The organism is Skermanella aerolata KACC 11604 (assembly GCF_000936425.1).
Classification (GTDB): Bacteria; Pseudomonadota; Alphaproteobacteria; order Azospirillales; family Azospirillaceae; genus Skermanella; species Skermanella aerolata.
Genome location: NZ_AVFK01000048.1, coordinates 1 through 24,771, shown reverse-complemented (window position 1 = coordinate 24,771; position 24,771 = coordinate 1). Strand labels below are relative to the sequence as shown.

The 24,771-nt window shown below is 60.7% G+C and carries 28 protein-coding genes; 14 read left to right on the top strand and 14 right to left on the bottom strand.

Annotation, left to right across the window (positions count from 1 at the left end):
- Positions 1 to 23 precede the first annotated feature (23 nt).
- On the bottom strand, positions 24 to 1,529 hold the full coding sequence (locus N826_RS32910) for a calcium-binding protein (RefSeq protein ID WP_211099448.1): 1,506 nt from the start codon (positions 1,527 to 1,529) through the stop codon (positions 24 to 26).
- A 186-nt stretch (positions 1,530 to 1,715) separates the two neighbouring features.
- On the opposite strand from N826_RS32910, the gene N826_RS43660 reads away from it, so the two are divergent.
- On the top strand, positions 1,716 to 1,964 hold the full coding sequence (locus N826_RS43660; protein ID WP_147041176.1) for a hypothetical protein: 249 nt from the start codon (positions 1,716 to 1,718) through the stop codon (positions 1,962 to 1,964).
- A 150-nt stretch (positions 1,965 to 2,114) separates the two neighbouring features.
- On the opposite strand, the gene N826_RS32900 is transcribed toward N826_RS43660, so the two are convergent.
- Positions 2,115 to 2,315 (bottom strand): CopZ family metallochaperone, encoded by a 201-nt coding sequence (locus tag N826_RS32900; RefSeq protein WP_044436076.1) that lies wholly within the window; start codon positions 2,313 to 2,315, stop codon positions 2,115 to 2,117.
- 87 nt (positions 2,316 to 2,402) lie between these two features.
- Positions 2,403 to 2,723, bottom strand: coding sequence for a four-helix bundle copper-binding protein (locus N826_RS32895; protein ID WP_486669394.1), 321 nt, complete (start codon positions 2,721 to 2,723; stop codon positions 2,403 to 2,405).
- A 162-nt stretch (positions 2,724 to 2,885) separates the two neighbouring features.
- On the opposite strand from N826_RS32895, the gene N826_RS32890 reads away from it, so the two are divergent.
- The 3 genes from N826_RS32890 to N826_RS32880 all read left to right on the top strand — a co-directional run bounded on the left by N826_RS32890 (position 2,886) and on the right by N826_RS32880 (position 7,573).
- Positions 2,886 to 3,611 carry a response regulator gene (locus tag N826_RS32890; protein WP_044436070.1) on the top strand — a complete coding sequence of 242 codons (726 nt, stop codon included), beginning with the start codon at positions 2,886 to 2,888 and terminating at the stop codon, positions 3,609 to 3,611.
- Positions 3,608 to 4,954: an ATP-binding protein gene (locus N826_RS32885; RefSeq protein WP_084721385.1), complete on the top strand. Its 1,347-nt coding sequence runs from the start codon at positions 3,608 to 3,610 to the stop codon at positions 4,952 to 4,954. The genes N826_RS32890 and N826_RS32885 overlap by 4 nt, the downstream gene beginning before the upstream one ends.
- Before the next feature lie 222 nt (positions 4,955 to 5,176).
- Positions 5,177 to 7,573, top strand: a complete 2,397-nt coding sequence (locus N826_RS32880; protein WP_044436067.1) for a heavy metal translocating P-type ATPase — start codon at positions 5,177 to 5,179, stop codon at positions 7,571 to 7,573.
- Between the two features lie 258 nt (positions 7,574 to 7,831).
- Here N826_RS32880 and N826_RS32875 read toward each other — a convergent pair whose 3' ends face one another.
- The 5 genes from N826_RS32875 to N826_RS43655 form a co-directional block, all read right to left on the bottom strand.
- Positions 7,832 to 8,236, bottom strand: a complete 405-nt coding sequence (locus N826_RS32875; RefSeq protein ID WP_244619743.1) for a c-type cytochrome — start codon at positions 8,234 to 8,236, stop codon at positions 7,832 to 7,834.
- 62 nt (positions 8,237 to 8,298) lie between these two features.
- Complete coding sequence (locus N826_RS32870; RefSeq protein ID WP_044436089.1) at positions 8,299 to 8,727, bottom strand: DUF411 domain-containing protein; 429 nt, start codon at positions 8,725 to 8,727, stop codon at positions 8,299 to 8,301.
- A 29-nt stretch (positions 8,728 to 8,756) separates the two neighbouring features.
- Positions 8,757 to 10,217: a multicopper oxidase family protein gene (locus N826_RS32865; RefSeq protein ID WP_044436063.1), complete on the bottom strand. Its 1,461-nt coding sequence runs from the start codon at positions 10,215 to 10,217 to the stop codon at positions 8,757 to 8,759.
- 92 nt (positions 10,218 to 10,309) lie between these two features.
- A complete protein-coding gene (locus tag N826_RS32860; RefSeq protein WP_147041177.1) occupies positions 10,310 to 10,798 on the bottom strand; it encodes a hypothetical protein in 489 nt (162 codons plus the stop codon).
- Positions 10,795 to 10,998 carry a hypothetical protein gene (locus tag N826_RS43655; RefSeq protein WP_147041178.1) on the bottom strand — a complete coding sequence of 68 codons (204 nt, stop codon included), beginning with the start codon at positions 10,996 to 10,998 and terminating at the stop codon, positions 10,795 to 10,797. Before N826_RS43655 ends, N826_RS32860 begins: the two co-directional genes overlap by 4 nt.
- Before the next feature lie 181 nt (positions 10,999 to 11,179).
- Here N826_RS43655 and N826_RS43650 point away from each other — a divergent pair, with 181 nt between their 5' ends.
- The gene (locus N826_RS43650; protein ID WP_147041179.1) at positions 11,180 to 11,359 is read left to right on the top strand and encodes a hypothetical protein; all 180 of its coding nucleotides are present in this window, start codon (positions 11,180 to 11,182) and stop codon (positions 11,357 to 11,359) included.
- A 109-nt stretch (positions 11,360 to 11,468) separates the two neighbouring features.
- Positions 11,469 to 11,756: a hypothetical protein gene (locus N826_RS32855; protein WP_044436058.1), complete on the top strand. Its 288-nt coding sequence runs from the start codon at positions 11,469 to 11,471 to the stop codon at positions 11,754 to 11,756.
- Between the two features lie 130 nt (positions 11,757 to 11,886).
- On the opposite strand, the gene N826_RS46085 is transcribed toward N826_RS32855, so the two are convergent.
- The 3 genes from N826_RS46085 to N826_RS32845 form a co-directional block, all read right to left on the bottom strand.
- Positions 11,887 to 12,078: a signal peptidase II gene (locus tag N826_RS46085; protein ID WP_373866650.1), complete on the bottom strand. Its 192-nt coding sequence runs from the start codon at positions 12,076 to 12,078 to the stop codon at positions 11,887 to 11,889.
- 111 nt (positions 12,079 to 12,189) lie between these two features.
- Complete coding sequence (locus N826_RS45820) at positions 12,190 to 12,417, bottom strand: GDCCVxC domain-containing (seleno)protein (RefSeq protein WP_084721384.1); 228 nt, start codon at positions 12,415 to 12,417, stop codon at positions 12,190 to 12,192.
- Positions 12,417 to 13,286, bottom strand: a complete 870-nt coding sequence (locus N826_RS32845; protein ID WP_044436057.1) for a cation efflux transmembrane domain-containing protein — start codon at positions 13,284 to 13,286, stop codon at positions 12,417 to 12,419. The genes N826_RS45820 and N826_RS32845 overlap by 1 nt, the downstream gene beginning before the upstream one ends.
- 78 nt (positions 13,287 to 13,364) lie before the next feature.
- On the opposite strand from N826_RS32845, the gene N826_RS32840 reads away from it, so the two are divergent.
- Complete coding sequence (locus N826_RS32840; RefSeq protein WP_044436055.1) at positions 13,365 to 13,706, top strand: ArsR/SmtB family transcription factor; 342 nt, start codon at positions 13,365 to 13,367, stop codon at positions 13,704 to 13,706.
- Between the two features lie 130 nt (positions 13,707 to 13,836).
- Here N826_RS32840 and mntR read toward each other — a convergent pair whose 3' ends face one another.
- On the bottom strand, positions 13,837 to 14,295 hold the full coding sequence (gene mntR, locus N826_RS32835; protein ID WP_308518323.1) for a manganese-binding transcriptional regulator MntR: 459 nt from the start codon (positions 14,293 to 14,295) through the stop codon (positions 13,837 to 13,839).
- A 194-nt stretch (positions 14,296 to 14,489) separates the two neighbouring features.
- On the opposite strand from mntR, the gene N826_RS32830 reads away from it, so the two are divergent.
- Positions 14,490 to 15,623 (top strand): multicopper oxidase domain-containing protein, encoded by a 1,134-nt coding sequence (locus tag N826_RS32830; protein WP_044436051.1) that lies wholly within the window; start codon positions 14,490 to 14,492, stop codon positions 15,621 to 15,623.
- Positions 15,620 to 16,774: a ZIP family metal transporter gene (locus tag N826_RS32825; RefSeq protein ID WP_044436049.1), complete on the top strand. Its 1,155-nt coding sequence runs from the start codon at positions 15,620 to 15,622 to the stop codon at positions 16,772 to 16,774. Before N826_RS32830 ends, N826_RS32825 begins: the two co-directional genes overlap by 4 nt.
- Positions 16,775 to 16,945: 171 nt before the next feature.
- Here the strand turns inward: N826_RS32825 and N826_RS32820 are convergent, their stop codons facing one another.
- Positions 16,946 to 17,515, bottom strand: a complete 570-nt coding sequence (locus N826_RS32820; RefSeq protein ID WP_044436048.1) for a periplasmic heavy metal sensor — start codon at positions 17,513 to 17,515, stop codon at positions 16,946 to 16,948.
- Between the two features lie 458 nt (positions 17,516 to 17,973).
- Between N826_RS32820 and N826_RS32815 the strand changes: the two genes are divergently transcribed.
- From N826_RS32815 to N826_RS32800, 4 genes are all read left to right on the top strand, one after another.
- Complete coding sequence (locus tag N826_RS32815) at positions 17,974 to 18,930, top strand: lipid II:glycine glycyltransferase FemX (RefSeq protein WP_044436047.1); 957 nt, start codon at positions 17,974 to 17,976, stop codon at positions 18,928 to 18,930.
- 518 nt (positions 18,931 to 19,448) lie between these two features.
- Positions 19,449 to 20,819 (top strand): Nramp family divalent metal transporter, encoded by a 1,371-nt coding sequence (locus N826_RS32810; protein WP_044436046.1) that lies wholly within the window; start codon positions 19,449 to 19,451, stop codon positions 20,817 to 20,819.
- A gap of 254 nt (positions 20,820 to 21,073) precedes the next feature.
- Positions 21,074 to 21,688, top strand: a complete 615-nt coding sequence (locus tag N826_RS32805) for an SCO family protein (protein ID WP_044436044.1) — start codon at positions 21,074 to 21,076, stop codon at positions 21,686 to 21,688.
- Positions 21,689 to 21,805: 117 nt separating this feature from the next.
- Positions 21,806 to 22,255 carry a copper chaperone PCu(A)C gene (locus tag N826_RS32800; RefSeq protein ID WP_044436042.1) on the top strand — a complete coding sequence of 150 codons (450 nt, stop codon included), beginning with the start codon at positions 21,806 to 21,808 and terminating at the stop codon, positions 22,253 to 22,255.
- 210 nt (positions 22,256 to 22,465) lie between these two features.
- Here the strand turns inward: N826_RS32800 and N826_RS32795 are convergent, their stop codons facing one another.
- On the bottom strand, positions 22,466 to 24,076 hold the full coding sequence (locus tag N826_RS32795; RefSeq protein WP_044436040.1) for an amidohydrolase: 1,611 nt from the start codon (positions 24,074 to 24,076) through the stop codon (positions 22,466 to 22,468).
- 244 nt (positions 24,077 to 24,320) lie between these two features.
- Between N826_RS32795 and N826_RS32790 the strand changes: the two genes are divergently transcribed.
- Entirely contained in the window at positions 24,321 to 24,725 is a 405-nt protein-coding gene (locus N826_RS32790; protein ID WP_044436038.1) for an alkaline phosphatase, read from the top strand.
- Positions 24,726 to 24,771: the final 46 nt, after the last annotated feature.

Genomic DNA, 24,771 nt, shown 5'->3' with positions numbered 1-24,771 from the left:
TTCTCCCTTCAGATATGCGGGGGTCAAGTCACAAAGAAGTAGTCGCTTGCCGCAATCGTTTCATCGCTGAAGATGTACTGCGAGCCTGAAGCCGTGATTTCCGGGTCGTCTTCGAAAAGACCTTGGGTGCCATCATCAGCGTTGAACATGAAGTCGTCTTGAGCCATTTGGCTTTTCGACAGTCCGACCAGAAAGATCGACCCATCGGCCTGCGGATCGGCATCCGTATTCCAGCTGACGAGCACGCCGTCGCCATCGCTACGCGTTGCATCCTCAACCGCCACGTGGCTGGGCAGCAGGTCTCGCAACGCGATGTGGTCGAAGGCGGCGGGGCCAGCATCGAAGCCGCCGACTACGACGTCGTGGCCGCTGTCCGGCCCGACGATGAAGGCATCGGCACCGTCGCCGCCGTCAAGGATGTCGTCGCCCATGCCGCCATCAAGCATGTCGTGGCCCGCGCCGGCATAAAGTTTATCGTTGCCCATAGCGCCCATGAGACTCTCAGCCATCATGCCGCCATAGAGCGTATCGTCGCCTTCCCCGCCCTTTAGATGGTCCCTTCCGTTGCCGCCGTCGAGGATGTCGTCGCCTTCACCGCCCCATAGATCGTCGTCATTCCCTACACCGGAAAGATGGTCGTCGCCCTCTAGGCCGATGAAGTAGTCGCGGTTCGCGGTGCCAAGAAATGTATCAGCATCACTCCCGCCGATTTTGACGCGGAACTCGTCGAAGTTGAATGTCTCGTCCGCAGTTTCGTTTTGGCCGAATTTCGGCGGATCCGCTACATCACCCTCGTTCTTGATGAACGCCATGGCCGTAATCTGATCGGCATCAGCGCTTGTCTGCTTGATGACTTTCCGATCATCGACGAACATGAAATCATCCTGGGCCAGATCCTTTTTGAAGACGTCCTCGAGCAAGACGGAGCTCTCGCCCTCGTTCCAGCTGATCAGCACACCAGCTTTGATGTCCTTGAAATGAAGCTCTTCGGGCTCGATATCGCGCACAGCCAAGTGATCGAGAATGCCTGGGCCGGCTGCGAAGTCCTTGATCATGTCGTGCCCGCTGTCCGGGGAGATCAAGAAGGCGTCGCCGCCTGGGCCGCCGACGAGCACATCGTTGCCCTCGCCGCCATCGAGGTCACCGTGGCCAGTGCCCTCATCAAGATAGTCGGCACCCTTACCGCCGCTTAAGTTGTCGCTTTCGGCGTTGCCCTTGAGGCGATCTTTGCCCTCGCCACCATCGAGATGGTCCATGCCGCCGCCCCCAGTCAGGCGGTCATTGCCAGAGCCCCCCACCAGGTCATCATCCATGTCGCTGCCGGCGAGACGATCTTTGCCACCGCGTCCGAAGACGATGTCCATGTTGTCGGTCCCGCCATACCTATCCTTCCCCTTATCGCCGATATAGAGGCTGACGTCGGCGATGGTGAACTGGGCCGCCCCGAGGTCGTGTGGATTGCATTCGCCCTGATACTTTGATTGATCCCCCATGGATATTTCCTCCGTCATGTTCTTGAAGAAGATCAATGCGCCTTCCAAGCGAGCAGGGTCCGCCGTGTGGGCATGCGGAAAGGCAGGATGGGCTATTATCGTGGCGTGCTGAACAGTTCACCGCGACACAGGAGCCTTGTCATTCGGCAGGACCGATGCACCACCCTACTTCGGCTGAGACATCATTTCGCGGCAGTGCTGCATCATCTGGGAATGGTCCATTTGGCCCATACTCCCAGCGGCGCCATTCCCATGCTGCATGCCGCCTCCTTGTCCCTGCATCATCGCGCGGCAGTGCTGCATCATCTGTGCATGGTCCATCTGACCCATACCGGAATGGTCCATCTGGCCCATGCCGGAGTTGCCCATGGTTCCACTCTGGCTGGCCGGAGCAGTCCTTGGTGCCTGGGTATTACCGCTGGAGCATGCCGCCAAGCCTACCGCAAGGGCGGCAAAAGTGCTGGTGCGTAGCATGTGACTGATCATTCTTGTTTCGCTCCCTGATATCCTTCAGAAACCAGCAGGAGCCACCTGTTGCCAGAGCGCCTGTCGTGCATGCTTAGTTCGTATCTGAAGCGGAGTAGCCAGCGAATGCGCAACGTTGCTCCAGCCCCCTTATCATCACGCGGCGTCGCGGACGTCGTATCCGGCGTCCTCAATGGCCTGTCGAATTGCCCCTTGGTCAGCACTCCCCTCGATAGTCACTTCACCGGCCTTCAGATCCACAAGAGCACGTTCGACTGCGGGTACGGCCTCGATAGCCTTGGTGACGGTCTGGGCGCAGTGATCACAGGTCATTCCATCAACTTTGAGCTTCAGCATGATGTCCTCCTGGTTGGCTGTTGGCCCAGCCTCAGGCTTCCAGTGATGGGAGGGTCAAGGGTCTTTTTCACGCGCCATAGAGCGGCCTTATGCTGCCATCTGGCGGCAGGATTCGGCACATCTTTTGCACATGTCAGCGCATTGGATCATGTGCTGGTCACCCCCGGCCAAGCGTTCGCAGTCCTTGGCACAGGCTTCGCAGACTTCGGCGCAGACGCCGCAGGTACGCTTGTGGAAGTTCGACTCCCGGATCATGAAATTGGCACTGGTCAGGCAGATCTGGGCGCAATCCGCCAGCAGGCGCTGATGGTCGGCCGAGGCATGCTCGCCGCCCATCCCGAGGCAATGAATTGACGTCTCCAGGCAGGTCCGGTGACAATCAAGGCAGTTTTGAATGCATTGTTGCATGTCCATACCGCGGGTCCTCATGTGGCTGATGCTTTCCAAACATCAGCCATCTCCGGGTCGTCTCGTTTGCAGGATCACTTGTAACACTTCGTCACGAACGGAAACTCTTTGAAACGCTGGGCGCTCGCGTCGGAAGGCTGCGCCACGCGTTATCCAGCTATCATGGAACCCGCGGCCCAGATCCTCATCGTCGACGACCACCAGGAGATCCGGGATCTCCTCGGCCGCTTCCTGGAGCGGCACGGGTTCCGAGCGATCGCGTGTCGGGACGGTGCCGAGATGCGGCGGGAACTCAAGATCACCCGCGTCGATCTCGTCGTCCTTGATCTGATGCTCCCCGGAGACGACGGTCTCAAGCTCTGCCGGGAACTTCGTTCAGCAACGTCCGGCAACCCCGACATCCCCATCATTATGCTTACAGCGATGAGCGAGGACACTGACTGCATCATCGGTCTTGAGGTGGGCGCCGACGACTATGTTCCGAAGCCGTTCAACCCCAGAGAACTCCTCGCTCGCATCAAGGCTGTTCTCCGCCGCACAGCCGGATCCAACGCAGGTGCCGTCAAGCCACCACACGCCTATCGGTTCTCGGGATGGGTCCTGGACCTTGTTCGGCGTGAACTGACATCCGCAGCGGGCGTCATGATCGCTCTCACAGGAGCCGAGTACGACCTGCTTCTGACATTTCTCGAGCGACCCGGCCAAGTGCTGAGTCGCGATCAATTGCTGGAACTCGCAAGAAACCGGATCCACGGTTATGACAGGAGCGTCGATGTTCAGGTCAGCCGTCTCAGACGCAAGATGGGCGACGACGCGTCCCCCAGTCCTCTTATCAAGACTATTCGAGGGGCCGGCTACATCCTCACGACTGATGTCGAGCAAACATGATGGGCAGAATGGTGGCGGCTCTTCGCTCACTGTTGCCGGACACCATCGTCGGCCGCGCCGTGGCGATCCTGCTGCTTGCACTGGCCCTGTCACACCTGCTCAGCATGGCGTGGTACCGATCTTATCTGTCACAACAAGCCGACCTAGCCGATGAGCGGGTCGTGGCCGAGCGCATCGCGGCGGTCAAGCAGGCCGTCATGGCTCTGCCGTCCGGGGAGCGCGAGAGTGCCGCGCATTCCCTGTCCGGTCGTGGTCTCACCGCCCACTGGAGCGCCATTCCTTTGGTCGAGGAAGCATTTATCCTTGATGATCGGCTCGATACGCTGGTGCGCCGTCTGCACCAACTGGTTCCTGGAATCGACGACAACGGCCTTCGTGTAGCCTACGCGGCCGAAGGATATGGCGCCGATCATGTTCTATTGGTGTCGACGAAGCTGTCTGACGGAAGCTGGATCAACGCGCGGGCTACGGCCTTGAGCACCTTCGACAGACAGGACAGGCACTTTATCGTACCAACGACTCTGATGTCGCTCGCCATTCTGACGGTTTCAGTCTATTTGGTTCGCGTCTGCACCGCCGAGTTCAGGAACATCGCTCGCGCGGCGCGGCGGCTAGGGGTCGACGTGACGGCACCGCCTCTGCCTGTCCATGGGCCTGAAGAAGTTCGAGAGGCTGCTGCGGCCTTCAACGAAATGCAGGGCAGGATCCGCACCTTGGTGACGGACCGGACGCAGATGCTTGCCGCCATCTCTCACGATCTTCGCTCTCCTATTACCGCCATCCGGCTACGCGCAGAGTTTATCGAAGAGGGCGAAGAGCGCGACCGCATCCTGACCCAGTTGGACGAGATGGAAGCCATGATTTCAGCCACCCTATCGTTCCTTAAGGACGATGGTCGCCGCGAGGAGACGCGAGTGGTTGACGTCGGGGCACTGCTCGGGACCATATGCGACGACATGGCCGACGCTGGTCGGCCAGTTCGGTTCGAGGGAATGACTGGCGCAGCGATGCGCTGCCGCCCTATCGCTCTGAAGCGTGCCTTGACAAACCTGATCGAGAACGCGGTCAAGTATGGCGGCTCAGCGGCCGTGTCCCTGGCAAAGCTGCCAGACCATCTGGCCGTCTCTATCGACGACAACGGGCCAGGCATCCCCGAGGACGAGATGGAGACGGTGTTCAACCCGTTTTACCGTCTTGAGGCGTCTCGCAACAGAGGAACGGGCGGTTTCGGTCTCGGTCTGACGGTAGCTAGATCCGTCATCAAGGGGCACGGGGGCAATCTGGTGTTGGAGAACCGCCCGGCAGGCGGCCTGCGTGTGACCGTCATCCTTCCGCGAGTGTAACAGCAAAATGCGGGAACCTCAGGCTTAGCCATTCCCAGCTTGATGCTGGTACTCCCCTAGTTGGGAAGCAATCTGTCGCCGACAAAAACTCTTGACCTTCTAATCGTTGGAAGGTTCAGCGTGAGTTTTATCATCCGGTGCTCCCACCGGGCCAAAGCGTTCGTTCCAGGCCTCTCACACGAAGCTTGGTAGCCCCAGCGCGTTAGAAAACGGAGGAACAGCATGACCGACCTGCATCACAGCCATGGGCACCATGCTCACCATAGGCATCAAGACGACCAGCCGCACGGATATGATAGTCAGCCGACAGTAAAGGATCCCGTCTGCGGGATGATCGTGAACCCAACGACGTCGAAGCACCGCATCGAGCACGGCGGTCAAACGTTCCATTTCTGCTCGGCCCGCTGCCATGACAAGTTCGTCGCGGCACCCGAACAGTACCTGAAACCCGAGGCAAAGCCCGGTGACCCGGAGCATGCTGCGCATCCGCCGCCTCAGAAGGGCGTCATTTACACCTGCCCGATGCATCCAGAAATTCGGCAGGAGGGGCCGGGCAACTGCCCGATCTGCGGCATGGCCCTGGAACCGGTCACAGGTGGCGTGGAGGGCGAGCCAAACCCCGAACTCGCCGACATGACCAAACGGTTCTGGGTGGGCGCTGCCCTTACCGTTCCCCTCTTCCTCCTTGAGATGACAGCCCACATTCCCGGCATGGGGATGCACGGCATCATCGCGCCACAGGCATCCTTGTGGGTCCAGTTCCTGTTGGCAACGCCCGTGGTGCTATGGGCTGGCTGGCCTTTACTCGAACGCGGCTGGCGGTCATTCGTGACCCGGCGGTTGAACATGTTCTCGCTGATCGCTCTGGGCGTCGGTGCCGCCTACCTGTTCAGCCTAGTGGCGACATTCCTGCCCGGTATCTTCCCGGTCGGGTTCAGAAATGCCGAAGGGCTTGTCGCAGTCTACTACGAGGCGGCAGCCGTCATCACCGTTCTGGTTCTGCTGGGTCAGGTGCTGGAACTCCGGGCACGCGAGCGGACCGGCGGCGCTATCAAGGCCCTGCTGAACCTCGCTCCCAAGACAGCCCGCCGCATCCGCGATAGCGCCGACGACGAGGAGGTTTCGCTCGACCAGGTACAGGTCGGCGATCGGCTGCGGGTCAGACCCGGCGAGGGCGTTCCCGTGGACGGGGAAGTTCTCGAAGGTCGGAGTGCGGTAGACGAGTCCATGGTGACCGGTGAGTCCATGCCGCTGGAGAAGGAGCCCGGTGCCAAACTTATTGGCGGCACCATCAACCAGACCGGCGCTTTGATAATGCGGGCGGACAGGGTGGGCTCCGATACGATGCTGTCGCGTATCGTGACCATGGTCGCCGAAGCCCAGCGCAGCCGCGCCCCTATCCAGCGGCTCGCTGATGTCGTGGCCGCCTGGTTCGTGCCCGCCGTCATCGTAGTCGCCTTGCTGGCATTCGTCGCCTGGATGGTCTGGGGGCCGTCGCCCAGCTTCGCCTACGCGCTCATCGCTGCCGTGTCGGTGCTGATCATCGCCTGCCCCTGCGCCCTGGGTTTGGCGACCCCGATGTCGATCATGGTCGGCATCGGCAAGGGAGCGACCGCCGGCGTCCTCATCAAGAACGCCGAGGCCCTGGAACGGTTCGAAAAAGTGAATACGCTGGTGGTGGATAAGACCGGCACCCTGACCGAGGGCAAGCCTCGCGTCATCCACGTGGTTCCTGCCTCCGGCTTTGACGAAGCGACTGTTCTGTCACTGGCGGCCAGCCTGGAACGGTCGAGTGAGCATCCTCTGGCGGCCGCCATCGTCGCCTCTGCCCGGGATCGTGGTCTGGCTCTCGATGAGGTAATCGATTTCGGCTCGGTGACCGGCAAGGGTGTCGCCGGCATGGTTGGCGGGCGTAGGGTCTCGCTCGGAAATGCCGCCATGATGCGAGACCAGGGGATTGCCTTGGGTGACCTGGAGATCCAGGCGGACGTACTACGACGCGACGGCGCCACAGCCTTGTTCGCTGCCATCGACGGCAAGCCCGGTGGCGCCATCGCCGTCGCCGATCCGATCAAGACCAGCACGCCGGAAGCACTGAACAAGCTGCGGCAAGATGGCATTCACATTGTCATGCTGACTGGCGACAACCGGACTACGGCCGAGGCTGTGGCACGAAAACTGGGCATCGATGATGTCGAGGCCGAGGTCCTGCCCGAGGACAAGAACCAGATCGTGAAGCGCCTCAAGGCGCAAGGCCGGGTTGTTGCAATGGCGGGCGACGGCGTGAACGACGCCCCGGCCCTGGCCGAAGCGGATGTCGGCGTCGCCATGGGCACGGGCACGGACGTGGCGATCCAGAGCGCCGGGGTGACTCTAGTCAAAGGAGACTTGGCGGGTATCGCGCGAGCACGGACGCTGAGCCGGGCCACCATGGCCAACATCCGGCAGAACCTCGTGCTAGCGTTCGTCTACAATGCTCTAGGCGTGCCAGTGGCGGCGGGGATCTTTTATCCATTCTTCGGCTGGACGCTGAGCCCCATCATCGCCGCCGCGGCCATGGCCTTGAGCTCGGTCAGCGTGATCGGCAACGCGTTGCGTCTCAGGACGCTTCGACTATGAAAGTCGAACTGGGACAATGACGCGCCGTCGAAACTTTTTGGTGGGGGCGCCGCATTGGCGTTCCTCACCGCCGGAGGCTTGGTGGTCTGGAGCCTGATGCCTGACAACGGCCGGGCAAACCTGACCGACACGGCTCCTCGGAAAAGCCCGAAACGAAGCTCAGAGAAAGCCGTGAAGACGGAGCAGGCGCTAAAAGGAAACTTGTATCCTTTCCTCTGGAGTAAGCGCTCTCTTGGAGCCTGAAGGCCGACCATCCTTTCACTTCTTCTCTTGCTGCTTCAGGATTGACTGGCGTGCCTGGATGTCCATTGGCCAACTGCTCTTCAGGTAAGCCAACAAGGCCCATATCTGCTCGTCGGTTAGCACGCCGTCGAACGCGGGCATGTCGCTCTCGTACCCGGGCGGGGCATAGGCGGCGATGCCCTGCTTGGTGATGCCGAACAGGATGTCGTCCGGGTGATGCCAGGTGTGCCCCGTGGCGTCGTGCGGCGGCGCTGGCATCTTTCCATCGGGCTTCCGCTCGCGCCACTCTGGCTGGCCCTCGAGTTTGACGCCATGGCACGACGCGCAGTGCTGGGCATAGAGGGCCTTGCCGAGCGCCACCTGAGCAGCATCATTCGGATTGGCCCGGTTGTCGCCCGGCATCAGGATCCAGGCCGCCAAGCCTCCGGCGGCGAGGAGCGCCAGTGCGGCGCTCCCTCCCCAAATCAGGGTTCGTCGGCGTATCATTCGACTGCGAAGACCTGTGGCTCGCCGCTGCCGCCGAAGGTGTAGATGATGAACGGCTCGGTCTTTGGCCCCTCCATCCCGGGCGAGCCAATAGGCATGCCAAGCAGCGAAATACCCTTCACGGCGGGACGCTCGGTCAGCAGTCGCTTGACGGTTGCCGCGGAGACATGGCCTTCGACTACATAACCGTCGATCATCAGCATATGACAGCCGACAAGATCCATGGGTACGCCCTGTTCCTGCCGCTTCAACGCAAGATCGTGGGTGGCGACGGACTTCACATCGATGCCATTCGCTCGCAGGTGCTCGGCGTGACCTTCGCAGCAGCCACATTGCGGGTTCTTGTAGAGGATCGCCTGCTCGGCGAAGGCGGTCGCCGGGAAAAGCAATGCGAGCGACAGGGCGGTGGTCTTTAGAATGCGCATGATCGTGTTCCTGAAAATCGGGTTCATCATCAGACGACGCGGATGGTGGACATCATCCCGGCGGCCTGGTGCTCAAGGATGTGGCAGTGGAACATCCAGTCGCCCGGATTATCGGCGACGAAGGCGATCTCGACACGCTCGCGCGGCGCCAGCAGGACGGTGTCCTGCCATTCCCGGAATTGGGTCGAACGGCCATTACGGGACAACACCCGGAAGGTGTGGCCGTGCAGGTGCATGGGATGGTGCCAAGCCGTCTCGTTGGCCATTGCAATGACGCAAGTCTGACCGCGTTGGAGCGTGAAGATGGGGTCCATGACATGCCCGCCGTTATGGCCCTCGCCGTGACCAATCGCTGCGACGCCGTTGATGGCCCAGGCCATGCCGTGACGCACCATCGTGCGCATGTCCATCATCTGACCATCGACTATGGCGCCGGCCATCGTCCCCATCATGCCACCACCCAGCGTCACCTCCTGGCGGACAGCTCCGGAGAGATCCGGTTCCGGTACTGGATTGGCTGGCAAGGTGAGGGGAGTATCAAGCGGCTGCTCTCGTAGCCGCTCCTGCCCATAGCTCAAGTCTACCAAGCGGTATGCGAGATCCCGGTAGAAATCGTCCACGATGGTCGTGCGGTCGCCGGGATTTCCGGTCATATCGAGGACGAGGTCGATGCGCATCGCCGGCGCCAGCACGACGTGGCCGCCCTCCGGTTCGTGGGGTTCGACCGGATGACCGTCGATGGCGACGATCATCGGCCGGTGTCCCTGAAAGCGCAGGCCGAAGATGCGGGCATTCGCAGCATTGATAAGGCGCAACCGGACCCGCTCGCCCGCCCGTACAGGAAAGTTCTCCAGTACCTGACCGTTGATGGTGACGGTGTTGCCGACCCTTCCGTTGTGGCTCAGGTCCATTGGGTTGCCAAAATCGTTGCTGATCGAGGCGTCCTGCTTGAGACGCCAGTCGCCCAGCACCCAGGTGACATCGCGATCCACCTGGATGGGTTTCTGCTCCTCGACGATCAGCGCCCCGTACAGACCGCGGCCAACCTGCTCATGACTACGCATGTGCGGGTGGTACCAAAAGGTGCCCGCATCGACGGCATCGAACTCGTAGGTAAAGGTTTCACCGGAGGCGATGGGGGGCTGGGGCATGTGCGGCACGCCGTCCATGGCGTTCGGCACGCGGACGCCGTGCCAGTGGACAGTCGTTTCTTCAGCCAGGGCATTGGTCACCGCGATGCGGAGCCGGTCGCCCTGGCGAACACGGATCTTGGGGCCGGGGACCCGGCCGTCGTAGGCCCAGACGGTTGTCTCCGGGTACTCATCACCGACCAGCCGCACCCTTCCGGGTCCGGGGGCCAGCCTATGCGTTGGCTCCGCAGCCTGCACTGGGCGCAGGATCGCGGGTGCCAAGCCCACCGCGGCGACGGCGCCACCCGCGAGGAGCAGGCGCCGTCGGCCGATCGGCCGGGCCAACAGGTTCAGTCGCATTCAATCCCTCGAACTGAATCTGACCGATGGACATCTACTTTGGTCCTACCGGTCAGGCAGGATTAGTCAGGCGCAATGTGTCAGAGCGCGGTTCAAGTGAGGGAGGCTGGCCTCGGTGGTCGCAGATCAGGGGACAGTGACAAGCCGTCCGCGACCATCGGCACTGCGGCGTCGAAGGTGTCGAGCGTGACAGGGAGGCCAACAGATGATGTCGGCAGCAGTCCAGGCAGGACGATGCAAATGCCATTGTGGCAGCCCGCCATCTCCATGCCCTTGTTGGTGTCATGGCTCGAGGTGCAGCCCTCACAGTCCGACATGTCGCTAGAGCCCGCAGCGGCTGCGGCCATGCTCGCCATCAGACCCATCTGGGCAGCCTGCGCCGTTGCCCCAAGTGCGAAGCTCAGGACCACCAGAACAGACAGGATGCGGCGCAAGCAAGTCATGATCCCAATATGAGCTGATCCGGGATCTAGGCCAACAGGTTTGTCGGCAACCAGGCGATTATCTACCAGTCGAAAGCGATAGTTTCCATCGTCTGAGCGAATACCCGTCGAACCATGATTGGCCGGAAGGACGTTCAATGATCACGGTGCTGCAGGGGCTTTCGAGAGCTATGTTGAGCAACCAATGCGTAGGCCTCGCCTAAGGATGATTCGAGGGTTACTTCGGGTCCCAATGTTTCAAGGGCGCGCAAGAGATGCTCGGCAACATCTTGTTGACCTTCATCCATCGCTCTTTTGAACGCACAAAGAACCTCTTCCTCCAGACTCTGGTTTTGCATGCTCCACCTCCGCTGGTCGGCAACACAGAGCGCAAGGGAACTTACTGCCTTGACATCAGGTATTTGACGAAAGTAACGATCCCAAGAACCAGGAAGACAAGGAGGAGGATCCAGACGATCCCCATTGCTCCCATCATCCAACCCATACCTTCCATGTGGTGCATCATGGCATTCATCCTCCTTGCTGCCATGTGACGAGGAACATGAATCTCAGGCTGCACCTTCCAGTGATTGGAAGGTCAAGGACTTTCATAAGGGTATTGCCGCTGGCTACCGCGTGCTGAACCAATCGGAAGTGGAGCTAATAGGCCTCTTTGGCGTGATTGCCCTGGTGGTCAATGTGGTGGCGGCAAAAGATTAAGAGAGTTAAAATCGTGTGTCCGGAACCGATTAAGGCGCAGCGGTTTGACATTGCTGTAGCAGGAACAACAAATTCGACCTGAAAACCTTAGCAACGGAGGAAAACGACCATGAGGCGGATTTTCGGAACGATGGCGACAGCGGCCCTTCTTCTGACGGCGGTTTCCGCTGGTGCTCAAACGGCTATGCCCAACCAAGGACAGCCAAGCCAGACACCGATGCAAAACATGCCGATGATGCAAGGTCAGCAGGGCGGCACGATGCCGGGGCAGCAAAGCGCCCCGATGGGATGCCCGATGATGAAGCAGATGGCGATGCTTCAAGAACGCGTGCAGCAGCTAGAGCAGAAGACAGGCATCCCGTCACCCATGCCACCTAGCACACCGCAGGTTCAGTAACGCCTTGTCAGCCCTTCCCGCCGGTCACTTGGTGTTGACCGGCGGGCGAGAGCAGATCACCGGCCAGCAACAGCAGCACGCCAAGCCCGATGCCGCTATCCGCCAGGTTGAAGGCGGGCCAGTGATAGCCCTAAAAATGAAAATCCAGGAAATCGGTCACGGCCCCGTGACGCAGCCGGTCCACCAGATTGCCGAGCGCGCCACCGATGACCAAGCCGAGCGCCGCCGCCTGTAAGCGGCTCTGCACCTGTACCAGCCAGACCAGCAGGCCGAAGGTGACGCCCCGGTTATGCACCAGCACCAGGTCGAAGAAGGGCAGCACCTTCAATGCCTCGGGTCAAGTCAGGGGCCACCAGGGCGGGCGCCTTCGTCGCCTGATCGACGGCGAAGGCAAGAGCCGCCCAGGCCAGAGCGCGGTGCGGCCGGAAATGCATCAGGACCCTGCCTTGGTTGGGTCACAGCAGGCACCCGCCTGCTGTATCGGTGGGCAAGGCGTGTCGCCGTAGGAGCAGAACACGCAGCAGTCGCCAGGTTTTGGCCGCAGCAGCACCCCGCAGCCCCGGCAGTCATAGAACCATTGGCACGCATCGGCTGGCATCGTCTCGACATGCTGGTGACCGCATTGCGGGCAGGTGATGGTTGAGATGAGAACGGGCTGCATCAGATCGTCGCCTCGGCCAAGTCGCGCCGCGCGCCGCGGATGATCGACCAGGAAGATTGCAGGAACAGCCCGGCGATCACCACCGCCACCGCCAGGTCAGGCCAAGGCGTGCCCGTCCACCAGACCAGCCCGGCAGCGACGACCACGGCGGCGTTGCCGATAGCGTCATTGCGCGAGAACAGCCACACGGCACGCACGTTGGCGTCGCCCGTGCGGTGCGGGATCAGCACCGCTGCCGCCGCCACGTTGACCACCAAGGCAATAGCGCCAAAGAGGCCCATCAGCTCTGCTTCGGGCTGGTTCAGCACCAGCACGCGGTAGCCGGTGGTGATGAGTACGCCGAGGCCGAGCAGGCCCAGGAAAATGCCCTGGATCAGCGCCGAGCGGGCACGCCAAGCGAGCGTCCACCCGATAGCGAGCAGGCCGAGGAAGGTAATCAGGCCATCTCCAAGAAAGTCGAGAGCATCGGCTTTCAGTGCCTGTGATCCTGAAATGAAGCCACCAACCATTTCGATAAGGCCGTAGCCAACGTTGAGCAGCACGACGATCCAAAGCGCCCGCTTATAGCCGGGGGCGATGTGGCTGAGGTCTTTGGGCAGTTCATCGTCATCCCCTGCCGCCTGGGGGCGGGTACCGTCCAGCCGGTCGAGCTGGTAGCCAAGGCCGGTGACGGTGCGCTCGATCTCCGGCAACCGCTCGTCATTGTCCAGGCGCAGCGTCATGATCTGCGATGCAATGGACACCTTCACGTCCTTCACCCCACCGACCCCACGAGTCGTCGTCTCGATCTTGGCGGCACAAGACGGGCAATCGATGCCAGTGACACGGTAACGGACGGTTTCAGGGACGGGGCTGGTGGTGACGGTCATGACTCTATCATATCAGCAGCGGGTGATATGTCATCATATCAGTGACAATCCATATGTCGAGTTGATAAACAAGAGTGCATGTTGGCAGACACCTCACTCCACACTCTTTATCTCCAAGCTAAGCTGTTCCGGGGCTTGGCTGATCCGTCGCGCCTCGCCATCCTGGAAGCGCTGCGCCGAGGGCCACTGCATGTGAGCGCCATTGTTGCGGCTACCGGACTGTCGCAACCCAACGTCTCCAATCATCTGCGCTGCCTGAGCGAGTGCGGCTTGGTGCGGGCGGAAACACGCGGGCGGTTCGTTCATTACCAACTAGGGGATGAGCGAATAGAGCAGTTGTTGCGCTTGGCGGATGAGTTGCTGGCTGACACAGCGTGCGGGGTCCGTGCTTGCGGCAACTATCAACGAGCGAGCAGGTAAAAATCCCCCTCGCCGGGGAGCATCCCCTTGGTTGCTAGGCAACCAAGGGGACTGACCCACATGTCACCGACACCTTCAGCAGTCGTGGTACACTTTTCCTTTCCGCCTCACTGTTGCCGGATGGTGTGCTTCAGCCAAGCGGTTTGGACCGGATGAGGCGCTCGAAGGCGGCCAAAGTCATTTCGCTCACATGGTGTTCGATTCCCTCGGCATCGCGCTCCGCTGTCTCCTCGTCGACTCCGATCTTGCGCAGGAACCCTACCACGATCTCATGGCGCCGCTTGCACCGCTCGGCCATCGCGCGCCCGGTCTCGGTCAGGAAGATCGACCTGTAAGGCAGACTTTCCACCAAGCCGTCCCGCTGAAGTCTGCCGATGGCTTTGACCACGGTCGGATGTGCGACGCCCAGGCGTCGGGCGACGTCGGTTGCGCGGGCCTCGCCGGTCGAGTCGATCAGGTCGGCAATGAGCTCGACATAGTCCTCTGCCAACTCGGTCTGGTGCGCCTCGCGGACTCTCTGAAAGTTGGCGGCCTGCCGGTCCGCGTCGGGCATCTCGTCCGGCATCCTGCTCGCGCTCGCTCCGTTCACTGTTCAGTCTTCCTCTTCAGTTCCGGCGATCGTGCCATAACGTTCCCAGCCTATGCCAGCAAGGCTTCCAGATACTTCAAGTGGAAGGTTGATAAAGCATCGACTTACAACAATTATAGCTTATACTACACGTTATAGCATCGGTTAAAAGGCTTGAGTAAGACCTTGTCGGCTTGAATCCAGGAGGGACGAGCATGAGGTTCCCGTTCGGTCAGCCCGTGACGCGGCGACTGCTTCTTGGGGGCAGTGCCCTTCTCGGTGGGGTGCAAGTTGTACGGCTCGCCCTCGGCGCCGCCTCGGCCCAACCACACGGCCTCGGACATGGAGCTGTTCCCGCGGTCAGCCGGCAGTCGGTCGCACCTTCGGCCGCCCACGTCGCGCATGGCGGCATGATGACCGTGGGCGAGGTCGATGCCGCGCGGAACGGCTTCGACCCGCACACCATTCTGACGTCCTGGGACACCGGTGAAGTCATCTGGGATGGTAAAGGGCATCTCTGCCGCGAGTTCGTGGTCGAGGCCAGCGACAAGGACGTCGAAATCGCGCCTGGCATCATCTTCCCAGCCTGGACCTACAACGGCCGTATTCCTGGTCCGACCATCCGGGCCATGGAGGGCGAGCAGGTCCGCATCATTTTCCGGAACCGTGGCTCGCACCCGCACTCCATGCACTTCCATGGCATCCACTCAGCACGCATGGACGGCGTTCCCGGCGCTGGCGACGTGCTCCCCGGCGGGGAATTCGTCTACGAGTTTGAGGCCAAGCCCTTCGGCTGTCATCTCTACCACTGCCACACCGTTCCGCTGAAGCGGCACATCCACAAGGGCCTGTACGGTACCTTTATCGTGGACCCTGATCCGGCGCGCCATCCGGAGCACGAGGCCGCCGCACGCTCGCGCCTGCTCGGCACGCCCGAGAACCGGGGATGGCAGGAGTTCGTCATGGTCATGAACGGCTTCGATACAAACTTCGACGACGAGAACGAGGTCTATGCCGTCAACACGGTGGCACACGCCTACTCCAGACGCCCCATCGTAATCGACCGGGCACGGCCGGTCCGCGTCTATCTGGTCAACGTGACCGAGTTTGATCCCCTTAACAGCCTTCACCTGCATGGCAACTTCTTCGACTACTACGACAGCGGCACAACGCTGACGCCGACGCTTAAGACCGTGGACATCATCACCCAATGCCAGGGACAGCGCGGCATCCTGGAGTTCACCTTCAAGGATCACGAACCGGGCCATTACATGTTCCACGCACACCAGTCGGAGTTCGTCGAACTTGGCTGGATGAGCATGTTTGACGTCCGTGGAGAAATCGCATGACCACCCGCCGCACGATCCTTGCAGTCGTGACCCCGCTTCTCCTGATCGTGGCGGTGGCCGTCGCCTTTCTCACCGTTGACCCGCTACGCTCGTTGACCGGAGCGGCGCCCCCGATCGAGCAGGTCACAGTCGAGCGCCATGTCCTCGATGGCGACGGTATCGCGCTGCTGGTTCGGGTGGGCGGCACGGCGCCGGTCCGCATTGCCCAGGTGCAGGTGGATGGCGCCTACTGGACATTTGCCCAGGAACCGCCCGGCGAACTCGGTAACCTTTCCTCGGCCTGGCTGCGCATCCCGTACCCGTGGGTGCTCGGGGAAACGCACCACTTCGCGTTTATCACCCGTACTGGGCTGGCCTTCGAGCACACTATCGACGTCGCCGTGGCCACACCCGACACTAACAGCCTTGGCGTTCTCGGTCTGGTCGGCTTGTTCGTCGGTATCGTACCGGTCGCCCTCGGCATGCTGTTCTATCCGGCCTTGCGGGCGGGCGGTACGCGGTCATTCGGTTTCGCGTTGGCGCTGACCATCGGCCTGCTCGGTTTCCTGCTGGTGGATACCCTGCAGGAGGCGTTGGAACTCGCTGCGGATGCAGCACCTGGCCTGCATGGGGCGGCGATGGTCTGGCTGGTCGCAGCACTGGCGTTCGTGCTTCTGCTGGCTGTCGGCCGCCGCAAGGGCGGCGAGATCGGCGGCTTCGCCCTGGCGACCTCCATCGCGCTCGGCATCGGCCTGCACAACCTCGGCGAAGGGCTCGCCATCGGCTCGGCTTTCGCGACCGGTGCTGCGGCGCTGGGCACCTTTCTGGTGCTGGGATTTACCCTGCACAACGTGACCGAGGGCATCGGCATCGTGGCGCCGCTCGTCCAGGAGCGACCACGCTGGCCAGTTTTCATCGGCCTCGCAGCGCTTGCCGGACTTCCTGCAGTCGTGGGCATCTGGCTTGGCAGCTACGCCTTCTCGCCGCACTGGGCAGCGCTGGCGCTGGCCGTGGGGGCTGGGGCGATCCTCCAGGTCATCGTCGAGGTCGGCGGACTGCTGATGAGGCGCTCAGCAACCCAGGGAACCTCTTGGGCCTCGGCGCCGGCAGTTCTGGGCGTCGTCCTCGGTGTGGCGGTCATGTACGGGACCGCGCTCCTCGTGCAAGCATGAGGCCACAGTGTTTTTCAATCGGTCTTGAAGTACCAGGCAGCTAAGGTGAATAGGGCAGAACAGTCGGTCGGCAGCATCACCCAGAGCACCTTCTTATTCTTGTGCGTCACCATTGGGCATGACTGTCATGGGCGTGTGCTTCGGCCATGAGTAAAGGCCCTCGATGCTAGGTCAGCGGGCGTGATCGCTGTGCCCCTCCTGTTCATGTCCACCACTATAACCCCGAGCTTCGGCATAGCGCTGAACCTGCTCCGACGTCAGCACCTCCACCATCATGAGGTGATAGCGGAGGTGAGCAGTTCTCAGCGCACCCTGCGTCACGCCGATCGCGTTCGTCGCCGCCTCCAGGCTCGCTGGCGTAACCGCCCTCTCGGCGAACAGCCGTTCCAGTTCGGTTTCCTGCTCAATCAGCCGTTCACCCAAGGGTACGGCCTGTGCCTTCATGGCCTCGAACAAGGTTCTGGTACGCTCACGCTGGAAAGGGCTGAGCATGAGTGCCTCAGCATTCTCCAGAGTATGCAAGGGACCGGGATACCCGTTCAACTCAGCCGGGAGCGCATACCCCATGCCGCGACCGGCGCGCAGATCAGCGATCTGCTGGTCGGAAAGCGCCTTGACGGGACGGGAATGGAGATGGGCATAAGGTTGCTGCGGTGTGTGGGTCACCTGTGCGGACGCGGCACCCGACAGGCCAAGCGTGGTGAGTGCGAGAGAGGCACTGAGGGCAAGGGCTGGGAACATGTGCGGTCTCCTACGAACAAGGCCAAATCTTCCTGCGTGCAGGCTGGCTTGGCAAGCGTCAACTGGCTCTAATTGAAACGGCATCATGCCGCCACTACCACGACGGCGTGGATCCATACGTCGTCTTCCTGCGTTTTCAGCTGGAGTTGCGGCGTCTGGTATCTGCTCTGTCGTGATCCTGTCCACCCCGAGATGAAAGGCTGACAGAGGACAGCCACCTCGGATCGCCATGAGGGACAGGTGGTTTTCGCCGCCATAACCGATCGCCCAAAATTCCTTATTGAGAGTAAAGTATTTATGGCAATAAAGCAGATCATGACGACTCGCCGAGCCGAAGGATCGCGCCCTGATCGGCATTCCCAGTTGATCAATCCTTCCGGCGCCGACTCTGGGCTGGCGTTGGGCGCACGCTGCCGCAACAGCTGGACCAGGCTCAATCAAGGACGAGGCTGGTCAGCATGACACTGCCGTTCAATCCTTTCCGGATCGATTGGAATGACTGCACCTTCGGCCAATGGGATGCTCTGCTGGCGCGTTGCAAACGGCCGACGCTGCTGCAGACGTGGCAGTACGGCATTGCCTTAGCGAAGGTGGAAGGATGGAAGGCGGATTTCGGCATCATCCATTTTGAAGAAAAGCCGGTCGGCCTGGTTCAGGTTCAGACCAGAAAGTTGCTGCCGTTCCTCACTGCGTGCCGCATTTACCGTGGACCGTTGTGGATTTACGATGAGATCCCTGGTGAGATGCTGAAGCTCGTCCTGAGGATGATCCGGGACCGGTACCTCCTGCGGCATGGCCGCCCCCTCGTGTTCCACCCCGAACTTCGCGATGATCCCGCGACGCGGCAGCGGATGTCGGCGACGGGCTTCAGGCGGTGGAGCGAGGGATACGAGTCGGTCTGGCTCGACCTGACACCCGGTTCACAGGCTGTTCGCGCGGGGTTGCATGGCAAGTGGCGAAACCAGCTGCACCAGGCTGAAAGGCACAACCTGGTGTTGGAGACGGAAACATCGGCCGGAAAGCAGTTCGACTGGCTGATGGAGCACTACCTCGAGGACAAGATCGCGAGGAACTACCGCGGTCCATCACCCGCATTTCTTCGCGCGATGCACGGAGCCTCCGCCGACAAACCGCCCCTGGTAGTGCTGAGGGCCCTGCATGGCGGTAAGCCAGTTGCCGGGGTCCTGCTGGTGCGGCATGGACGGGCAGCGACGTACCAGGTGGGGTGGACGAACGAGCAGGGGCGCGCGGTTCGGGCCCACCATTTCCTGCTCTGGCAGTCCGTGCTCTGGCTTTTGGAACACAGCTACACCGGCTTCGATCTCGGCGGCATCAACGAAACGACATCGGGCATAGCCCAGTTCAAGACCCGAATGGGAGGCAAGCCGTTCCGCCTCGTCGGTGGCTACGTCTGACTCTGGTACATGACGTCGATTTCGTCCATTCGGCTGCAGGCCCGTCAAACCTGTGCCATGTTGCGGCGGGCTTTTGGTGGCTCGGCGAACCTAGTGATCAACCGCTTGCCCATCGTAAACCACTCGTTGTCTCAAGCTGTCTTTGGGCGATCAGCTACAGCCTTTCCAGCCGGATGGCAAAGTGTTCCTTGGAGCCTTAGCTCAAAAAGCACATCTCCCGCAGCCACTGGAAGTTGGCTACCTGCCGGTCTGGGTGACGCACTCCACGTTGCCGATCCGTTGCCGAGCTATACCTCTTTTTGAACATGGGCGCCATCCGGCCAAGGCACCCAGCATCTTGCCTCATCTAAATGTTGATCACAGCTTCGGAATAATGAACTATAGCATAGGCTACACGTTTTGTGCCTGGCAACAATTTCGATTTGACGCCGCGGCGCTGGAGCGCGTGACTCGTGGACCAGGTGCCTACGGCTTAACACGCTCTGTTGGACGACCGCATTGCAATCGTGGAGCTTTCAATGGACACCTGGGTGGCGAGCAAATCTCTCGAGGGTAAGCGGACCCGTGATGGACTTACCGGCTGGCGCCGGGAGCGGGGGAACGCTCCGCTCGGAGACGTCAATCGGAGCATCGCAGTGCCGCGCACGGGTCCAGGTGCCCGCAAGCTCGCAGCGTTCATCGGACCCGGCTATCTCGTCGCTGTCGGCTACATGGACCCAGGCAACTGGGCGACCTCGATCGCAGGTGGTTCCCGGTTCGGCTACACGCTTTTGGTCGTGGCCCTGGTTTCCAATATCATGGCGATTGTGCTGCAGTCGCTGTGCGCACGACTCGCCATCGCATCCGGACGCGATCTCGCGCAAGCCTGCCGCGACGCCTACCCCAAACCTGTTGCCCTTATCCTCTGGTTCCTTGCCGAACTCGCCATCGTGGCCACGGACCTGGCGGAGGTGATCGGAACGGCAATCGGTCTCAACCTCCTATTCGGCATTCCGCTGGAAATCGGCGTCCTGGTCACGGCGCTTGACGTGTTCCTGATCCTTTACCTGCAGAAGCTCGGGTTTCGCTACCTGGAGGCGCTGATCGTGACGCTGCTCGGCGTCATTGCGGTCTGTTTCGGTGTACAGGTGGCGCTTGCCGATCCGCAGTGGGGCGAGGTGATCCGCGGGTTCGCACCGACCACAGCGATCGTTACCAACCCCGAGATGCTTTATCTGGCGCTCGGCATTCTGGGCGCCACAGTGATGCCCCACAATCTCTATCTCCACTCCGCGATCGTGCAGACACGGGCGTACGGCGGATCAACTGGCGAGAAGCGGGAGGCGCTGAAATACGCCACCATCGACTCGACGGTTGCGCTGATGTTCGCCCTCCTGATCAACGCCTCGATCCTGATTTTGGCCGCTTCGGCGTTTCACAGTACGGGCCGGACCGAAATCGCCGAAATCGGCGAAGCGCATGGGCTGCTGTCGTCGCTGCTGGGCACAGCCTTCGCGCCGACCCTGTTCGGCATCGCCTTGCTGTGCTGCGGCTTGAACTCGACCGTAACGGCCACTCTCGCGGGTCAGGCGGTTATGGAGGGCTTCCTGGAGATCCGGCTGCCGCCCTGGGTACGACGCCTGGTCACCCGCCTCGTCGCGATCGTCCCCGCTGCGGCCGTGACGATCTGGTACGGTGAGTCCGGTACGGCGAAGCTCCTTATCCTGAGCCAGGTCATACTAAGCCTGCAGCTGTCCTTCGCCGTCATTCCGCTTGTGACATTCACGGCAAGCAAGGCCAAGATGGGGGCATTGGTTGCGCCGAAATGGCTTGTGACTTTCGCAAGCCTAGTCGCTGCCGTCATCGTAGCCCTGAACGTCAAGCTCCTGATTGACTTCGCGCTGGGATAAGGCACGGTATGGTGATCACTCGAAGGCTGATAGATGTCGTTTTCCGCAGCGGAAGGTCTGATGGCAGCCGGAGTTCTTTCGGCCGACAGGAGCCTCCATGGAGCCAACACCGAAACCCATGGGAATGGTTCGGGATGACCATTTTTGTGCTGTTCTCCTGCGCTTTGCTTCTGATCTATGCAAGCGGCAGTCACGTTACTGATCTGATACCCGTCTGGTTGGAAAATACCTGATTTTCTAGTGGGGGATGGATCATGGATAGGAGTAGAAGACAATTCCTGCTCTACGGTGGAACTGCAGTGGGTGCCAGTCTCCTGACCATTGGAATTCTCAACTTGCTGCTTGGAGTGGAGTCGAGCGACGTCGAGAGTTCCTCTCACGAAAGGTTCCCAGATACGCTACTACAATCACACGATGGAAAAACTTACCGCTTCTACGATGATCTCATCAAAGGAAAGATTGTCGTTATCAATTTTTTTTACACGGAGTGTGGCGATGTCTGTCCATTGACTACGCAGAACCTGGCTGAAGTTCAGCGGTTGCTTGGCGATCGGGTCGGACGTGACATCTTCATGTACTCCATAACTCTTCAGCCAGAAGTCGATACGGCGGAGATGATAAAGGAGTATGTCGAGGTTTATGACGTACAACCCGGCTGGCTGTTTCTTCGAGGCTCCCGCGCGGACACGGACATGCTACGGCGCAAGCTTGGTTTTGCCAGTTCGGATCCTGCGATCGATGCCGACCCCGAACAGCATATTGGAACCATCAGGGTCGGCAATGATACGATAGACAGATGGACGGGGTCTTCACCCTTCGCCAGCCCCGAGGAGATCGTCGAGACTTTGCTTTCAGTAGTTCCAGCGTGATCGACACTGAATGCTGCTCCGCGATAATGCACTATCCAAGCTCCCCGACCCAGGAAAGTTGGTTAGAAAACCAGGCGTTGTTCGGCTTGAAAAATAAACAAGAGGAAAGGATGGTTGATGGGGATCAAGGGCGCTTGGCTCGCGGCTGGAATGTGGGCGCTTATACTCGATTCTGCCCTGGCCGATCCGATCCAGGTGGGAGATCTGGTTGTCGATCAGGTTTGGGCCCGGGCAACGATACCTTCCGCTAAAAGCGGCGTGGCATACCTGACCGTCAGGAACACGGGTTCTCAGGCGGATCGCATCATTTCCCTCCAGGCGCCCGTTGCCGGGGAAGTCATGGCGATGAGTCACGGAACCAGGAAGCCAGGCGAGGTGGAAGGTCTCGCCGTTCCTGCGGGCGGCAGTCTCGAATTCAAGCCCGGCGGCACGCACATCATGCTTTCCGAGTTGAGCAGCGGCCTGAAGGTAGGCCAACAGTTCCCGCTCACAGTCACCTTTGAGAAGGCTGGCATTGTGGAGATCCCGGTCAAGGTTGGCAAACCAGCTGCTATGGGCCCGGAATAGAGCTATGGCAAGAGCGATGCCGTCAGCGAACTCGCCACCAACTTGGTTCAAGTATCCGGGCTGTCAGTGACATGCCGAGTTCCTTGCGGCTGGATCATGATGCATTGTCTGTATAGAGGACAATGCGCGAATTTGCTCCACTTCATGCCTGTAATATCCGGGCGTCCCCATTCGAGGAGCCCGGTTTTTCGACCATGGCCTCAGGATTGATCAGTTCGCCGCCTTTTCCAGGGTCGGGTACTTGATACCCAGCTGTTCAAGGTAGCTCGGGTAAAGAGCTGGATTATAATAGAATTTCTTCATCTCTGGCCGGTACTGGGCCATGACGTCGGCGTTGATGTAGGTTGCCGGCTTGTCCTTGGTGGAGATGAAAGGCTTGTACTTGACCTCCTTGGTCTGGACATCCTTGTAGTAAGTCCAGGCCTGCGTGATCAGTTCCGGTCGGAGCAGGAGGTCGAGCGTGGTCATGGCCATGACCTTAGCACCCGCCGTTGCCCCCTTGTGGGCGATCGGTGTCGCCATGGAGATAGCGTTGGCCCAATGGTGTCCTGGCAGATCCGGAATGTTCGACGGGTAGCGCAGGGTCACAGTCGGCACTGCCCAGGAGATGTCGCCGATGTCGTCCGATCCGCCGCTTTCCGGCTTCTCGGCCGGCGGCTTGAACTTCTCGAGCTCGTTGGCCAGGCCTTTGTCCTTGACCTTGACGGTCCGCTGAACCCCCTTGGCCAAGGCCTGATCGTCCTCGCTCCACTTGGGCAGGCCTACCGCGGTGATGTTTTCGCTCATCGTCTCCGCAATCACCTTGTTGAAGTGTCGTGGCCAGGCGGACCCGATGATGCGCCGCGACACCGTGGTATCCGTCATCATGGTGGCCGCTTCGGCCATCTTGTTGGCAATGCCGAAGTTCTTTTCGATATCCGCGGCATCCATCTCCCGGATGAAGTACCAGACCGAAGCGAGCGACGGCACAACGTTGGGCTGGTCGCCACCGTTCTTGATAACATAGTGGGATCGCTGCTCGGGCTCGAGATGCTCGCGCCGGAAGTTCCAGCCGATGTTCATCAGCTCGACGGCGTCAAGCGCGCTACGTCCCCGCCAGGGCCGTGCGGCGCTATGGGCGGATTCTCCCTTGAAGGTGTACTCGACGGAAATCATGCCCGTGCCGTTTGGCTGCCCCCAAGTGACGTCGAGATTGTCACCGACATGGGTGAACAATACGGCATCCACATCCTTGAAGTGGCCGTCGCGGACCATGTAGGCTTTGCCAGCCAGCAGTTCCTCGGCAACTCCGGGCCAGAGAACCAGGGTTCCCGGCAGCTTCTCCCGCTCCATGATCGTCTTCAGCGCCAGTGCGGCCGTCACGTTCACGGCTTGGCCCGAGTTATGCCCTTCACCATGACCGGGGGCACCCTCGATCATTGGTTCGTGATAGGCGACGCCCGGCTTCTGAGATGCCTTCGGTATGCCGTCGATGTCGCTGCCGAAAGCGATCACCGGCTTGCCGGTCCCCCAGCGGGCGATCCAGGCGGTGGGCATGCCCGAGATGCCACGCTCTACGGCAAACCCATTCTTCTCGAGGATCTCCGTAACATAGCGTGAGGTTTCCACCTCTTGGAAAGCAAGCTCACCGAAGCTGAAGATCATGTCGATCATCTCCTGGGTGAGCTTGCCGTTGGCTTCCACACTCGCCGCAATTTCCTGCTTGAGTGAAGGCAGCCTGTCGGCAGACGCGGCGACGGCGCTGGGCTCGGCTGCGGTCTGGGCCAGCGCCAGTTGGGGTATCGTTAGTAGTGAGCAGACAAGAAGGGCGGTTCTACGCATTGGTTAGCAGCCTCTTCTGAAGGAATGGCCTCCAAAGGCTCGGCCATATAGTGTGGGGCGGTCAAGCCCACCGTCTGAGTTACCCACGACACAAGCGGACTGTTGATGATGTTTTGTCTGAATTACACGGCGAAATCGCTTATACAAAAAAAGAAAACTTCATAGTTGTATCACAGGCCTGCCGCATCGCGGCTCTAGCTTTCCGTTAACCAGCAAAAAGCTGCCATACGGAAGGATTGTACTCATGGCTGACGAACTGACCACCGTCCCAGCGAAGAACGTCATCTTCATGCTGCCGGATGGCGCTTCTGCGTCCTACATGGCGAACTACCGCTATTTCAAGGAAGGTGCCGAGGGCCCAGTCTGGGAGCCCCTGCTGAAGGGAATGGTGCAGACCGATTCATTCAGCAGACCCGTGACCGATTCGGCGGCCGGCGCCAACGCCTACGCCACGGGGGTCGAGACCCGCAACGGCTCGGTCGGCGTCGATTTCTTCGGCAATGAACTGACCTCGGTGATGGACCTCGCATCCGACGCCGGCAAAGCCACCGGCATCGTTTCCACAGCGGCCATCACCGATGCCTCGCCCGCAGCCTTCGGGGCCAGCAACCCGCAGCGCGGTGATCAGGCCGACATCGCCCAGCAGTGACCTTGCCCCGCCAGACCGGACCAGTGGCAACGTTTGTCATGCGGCC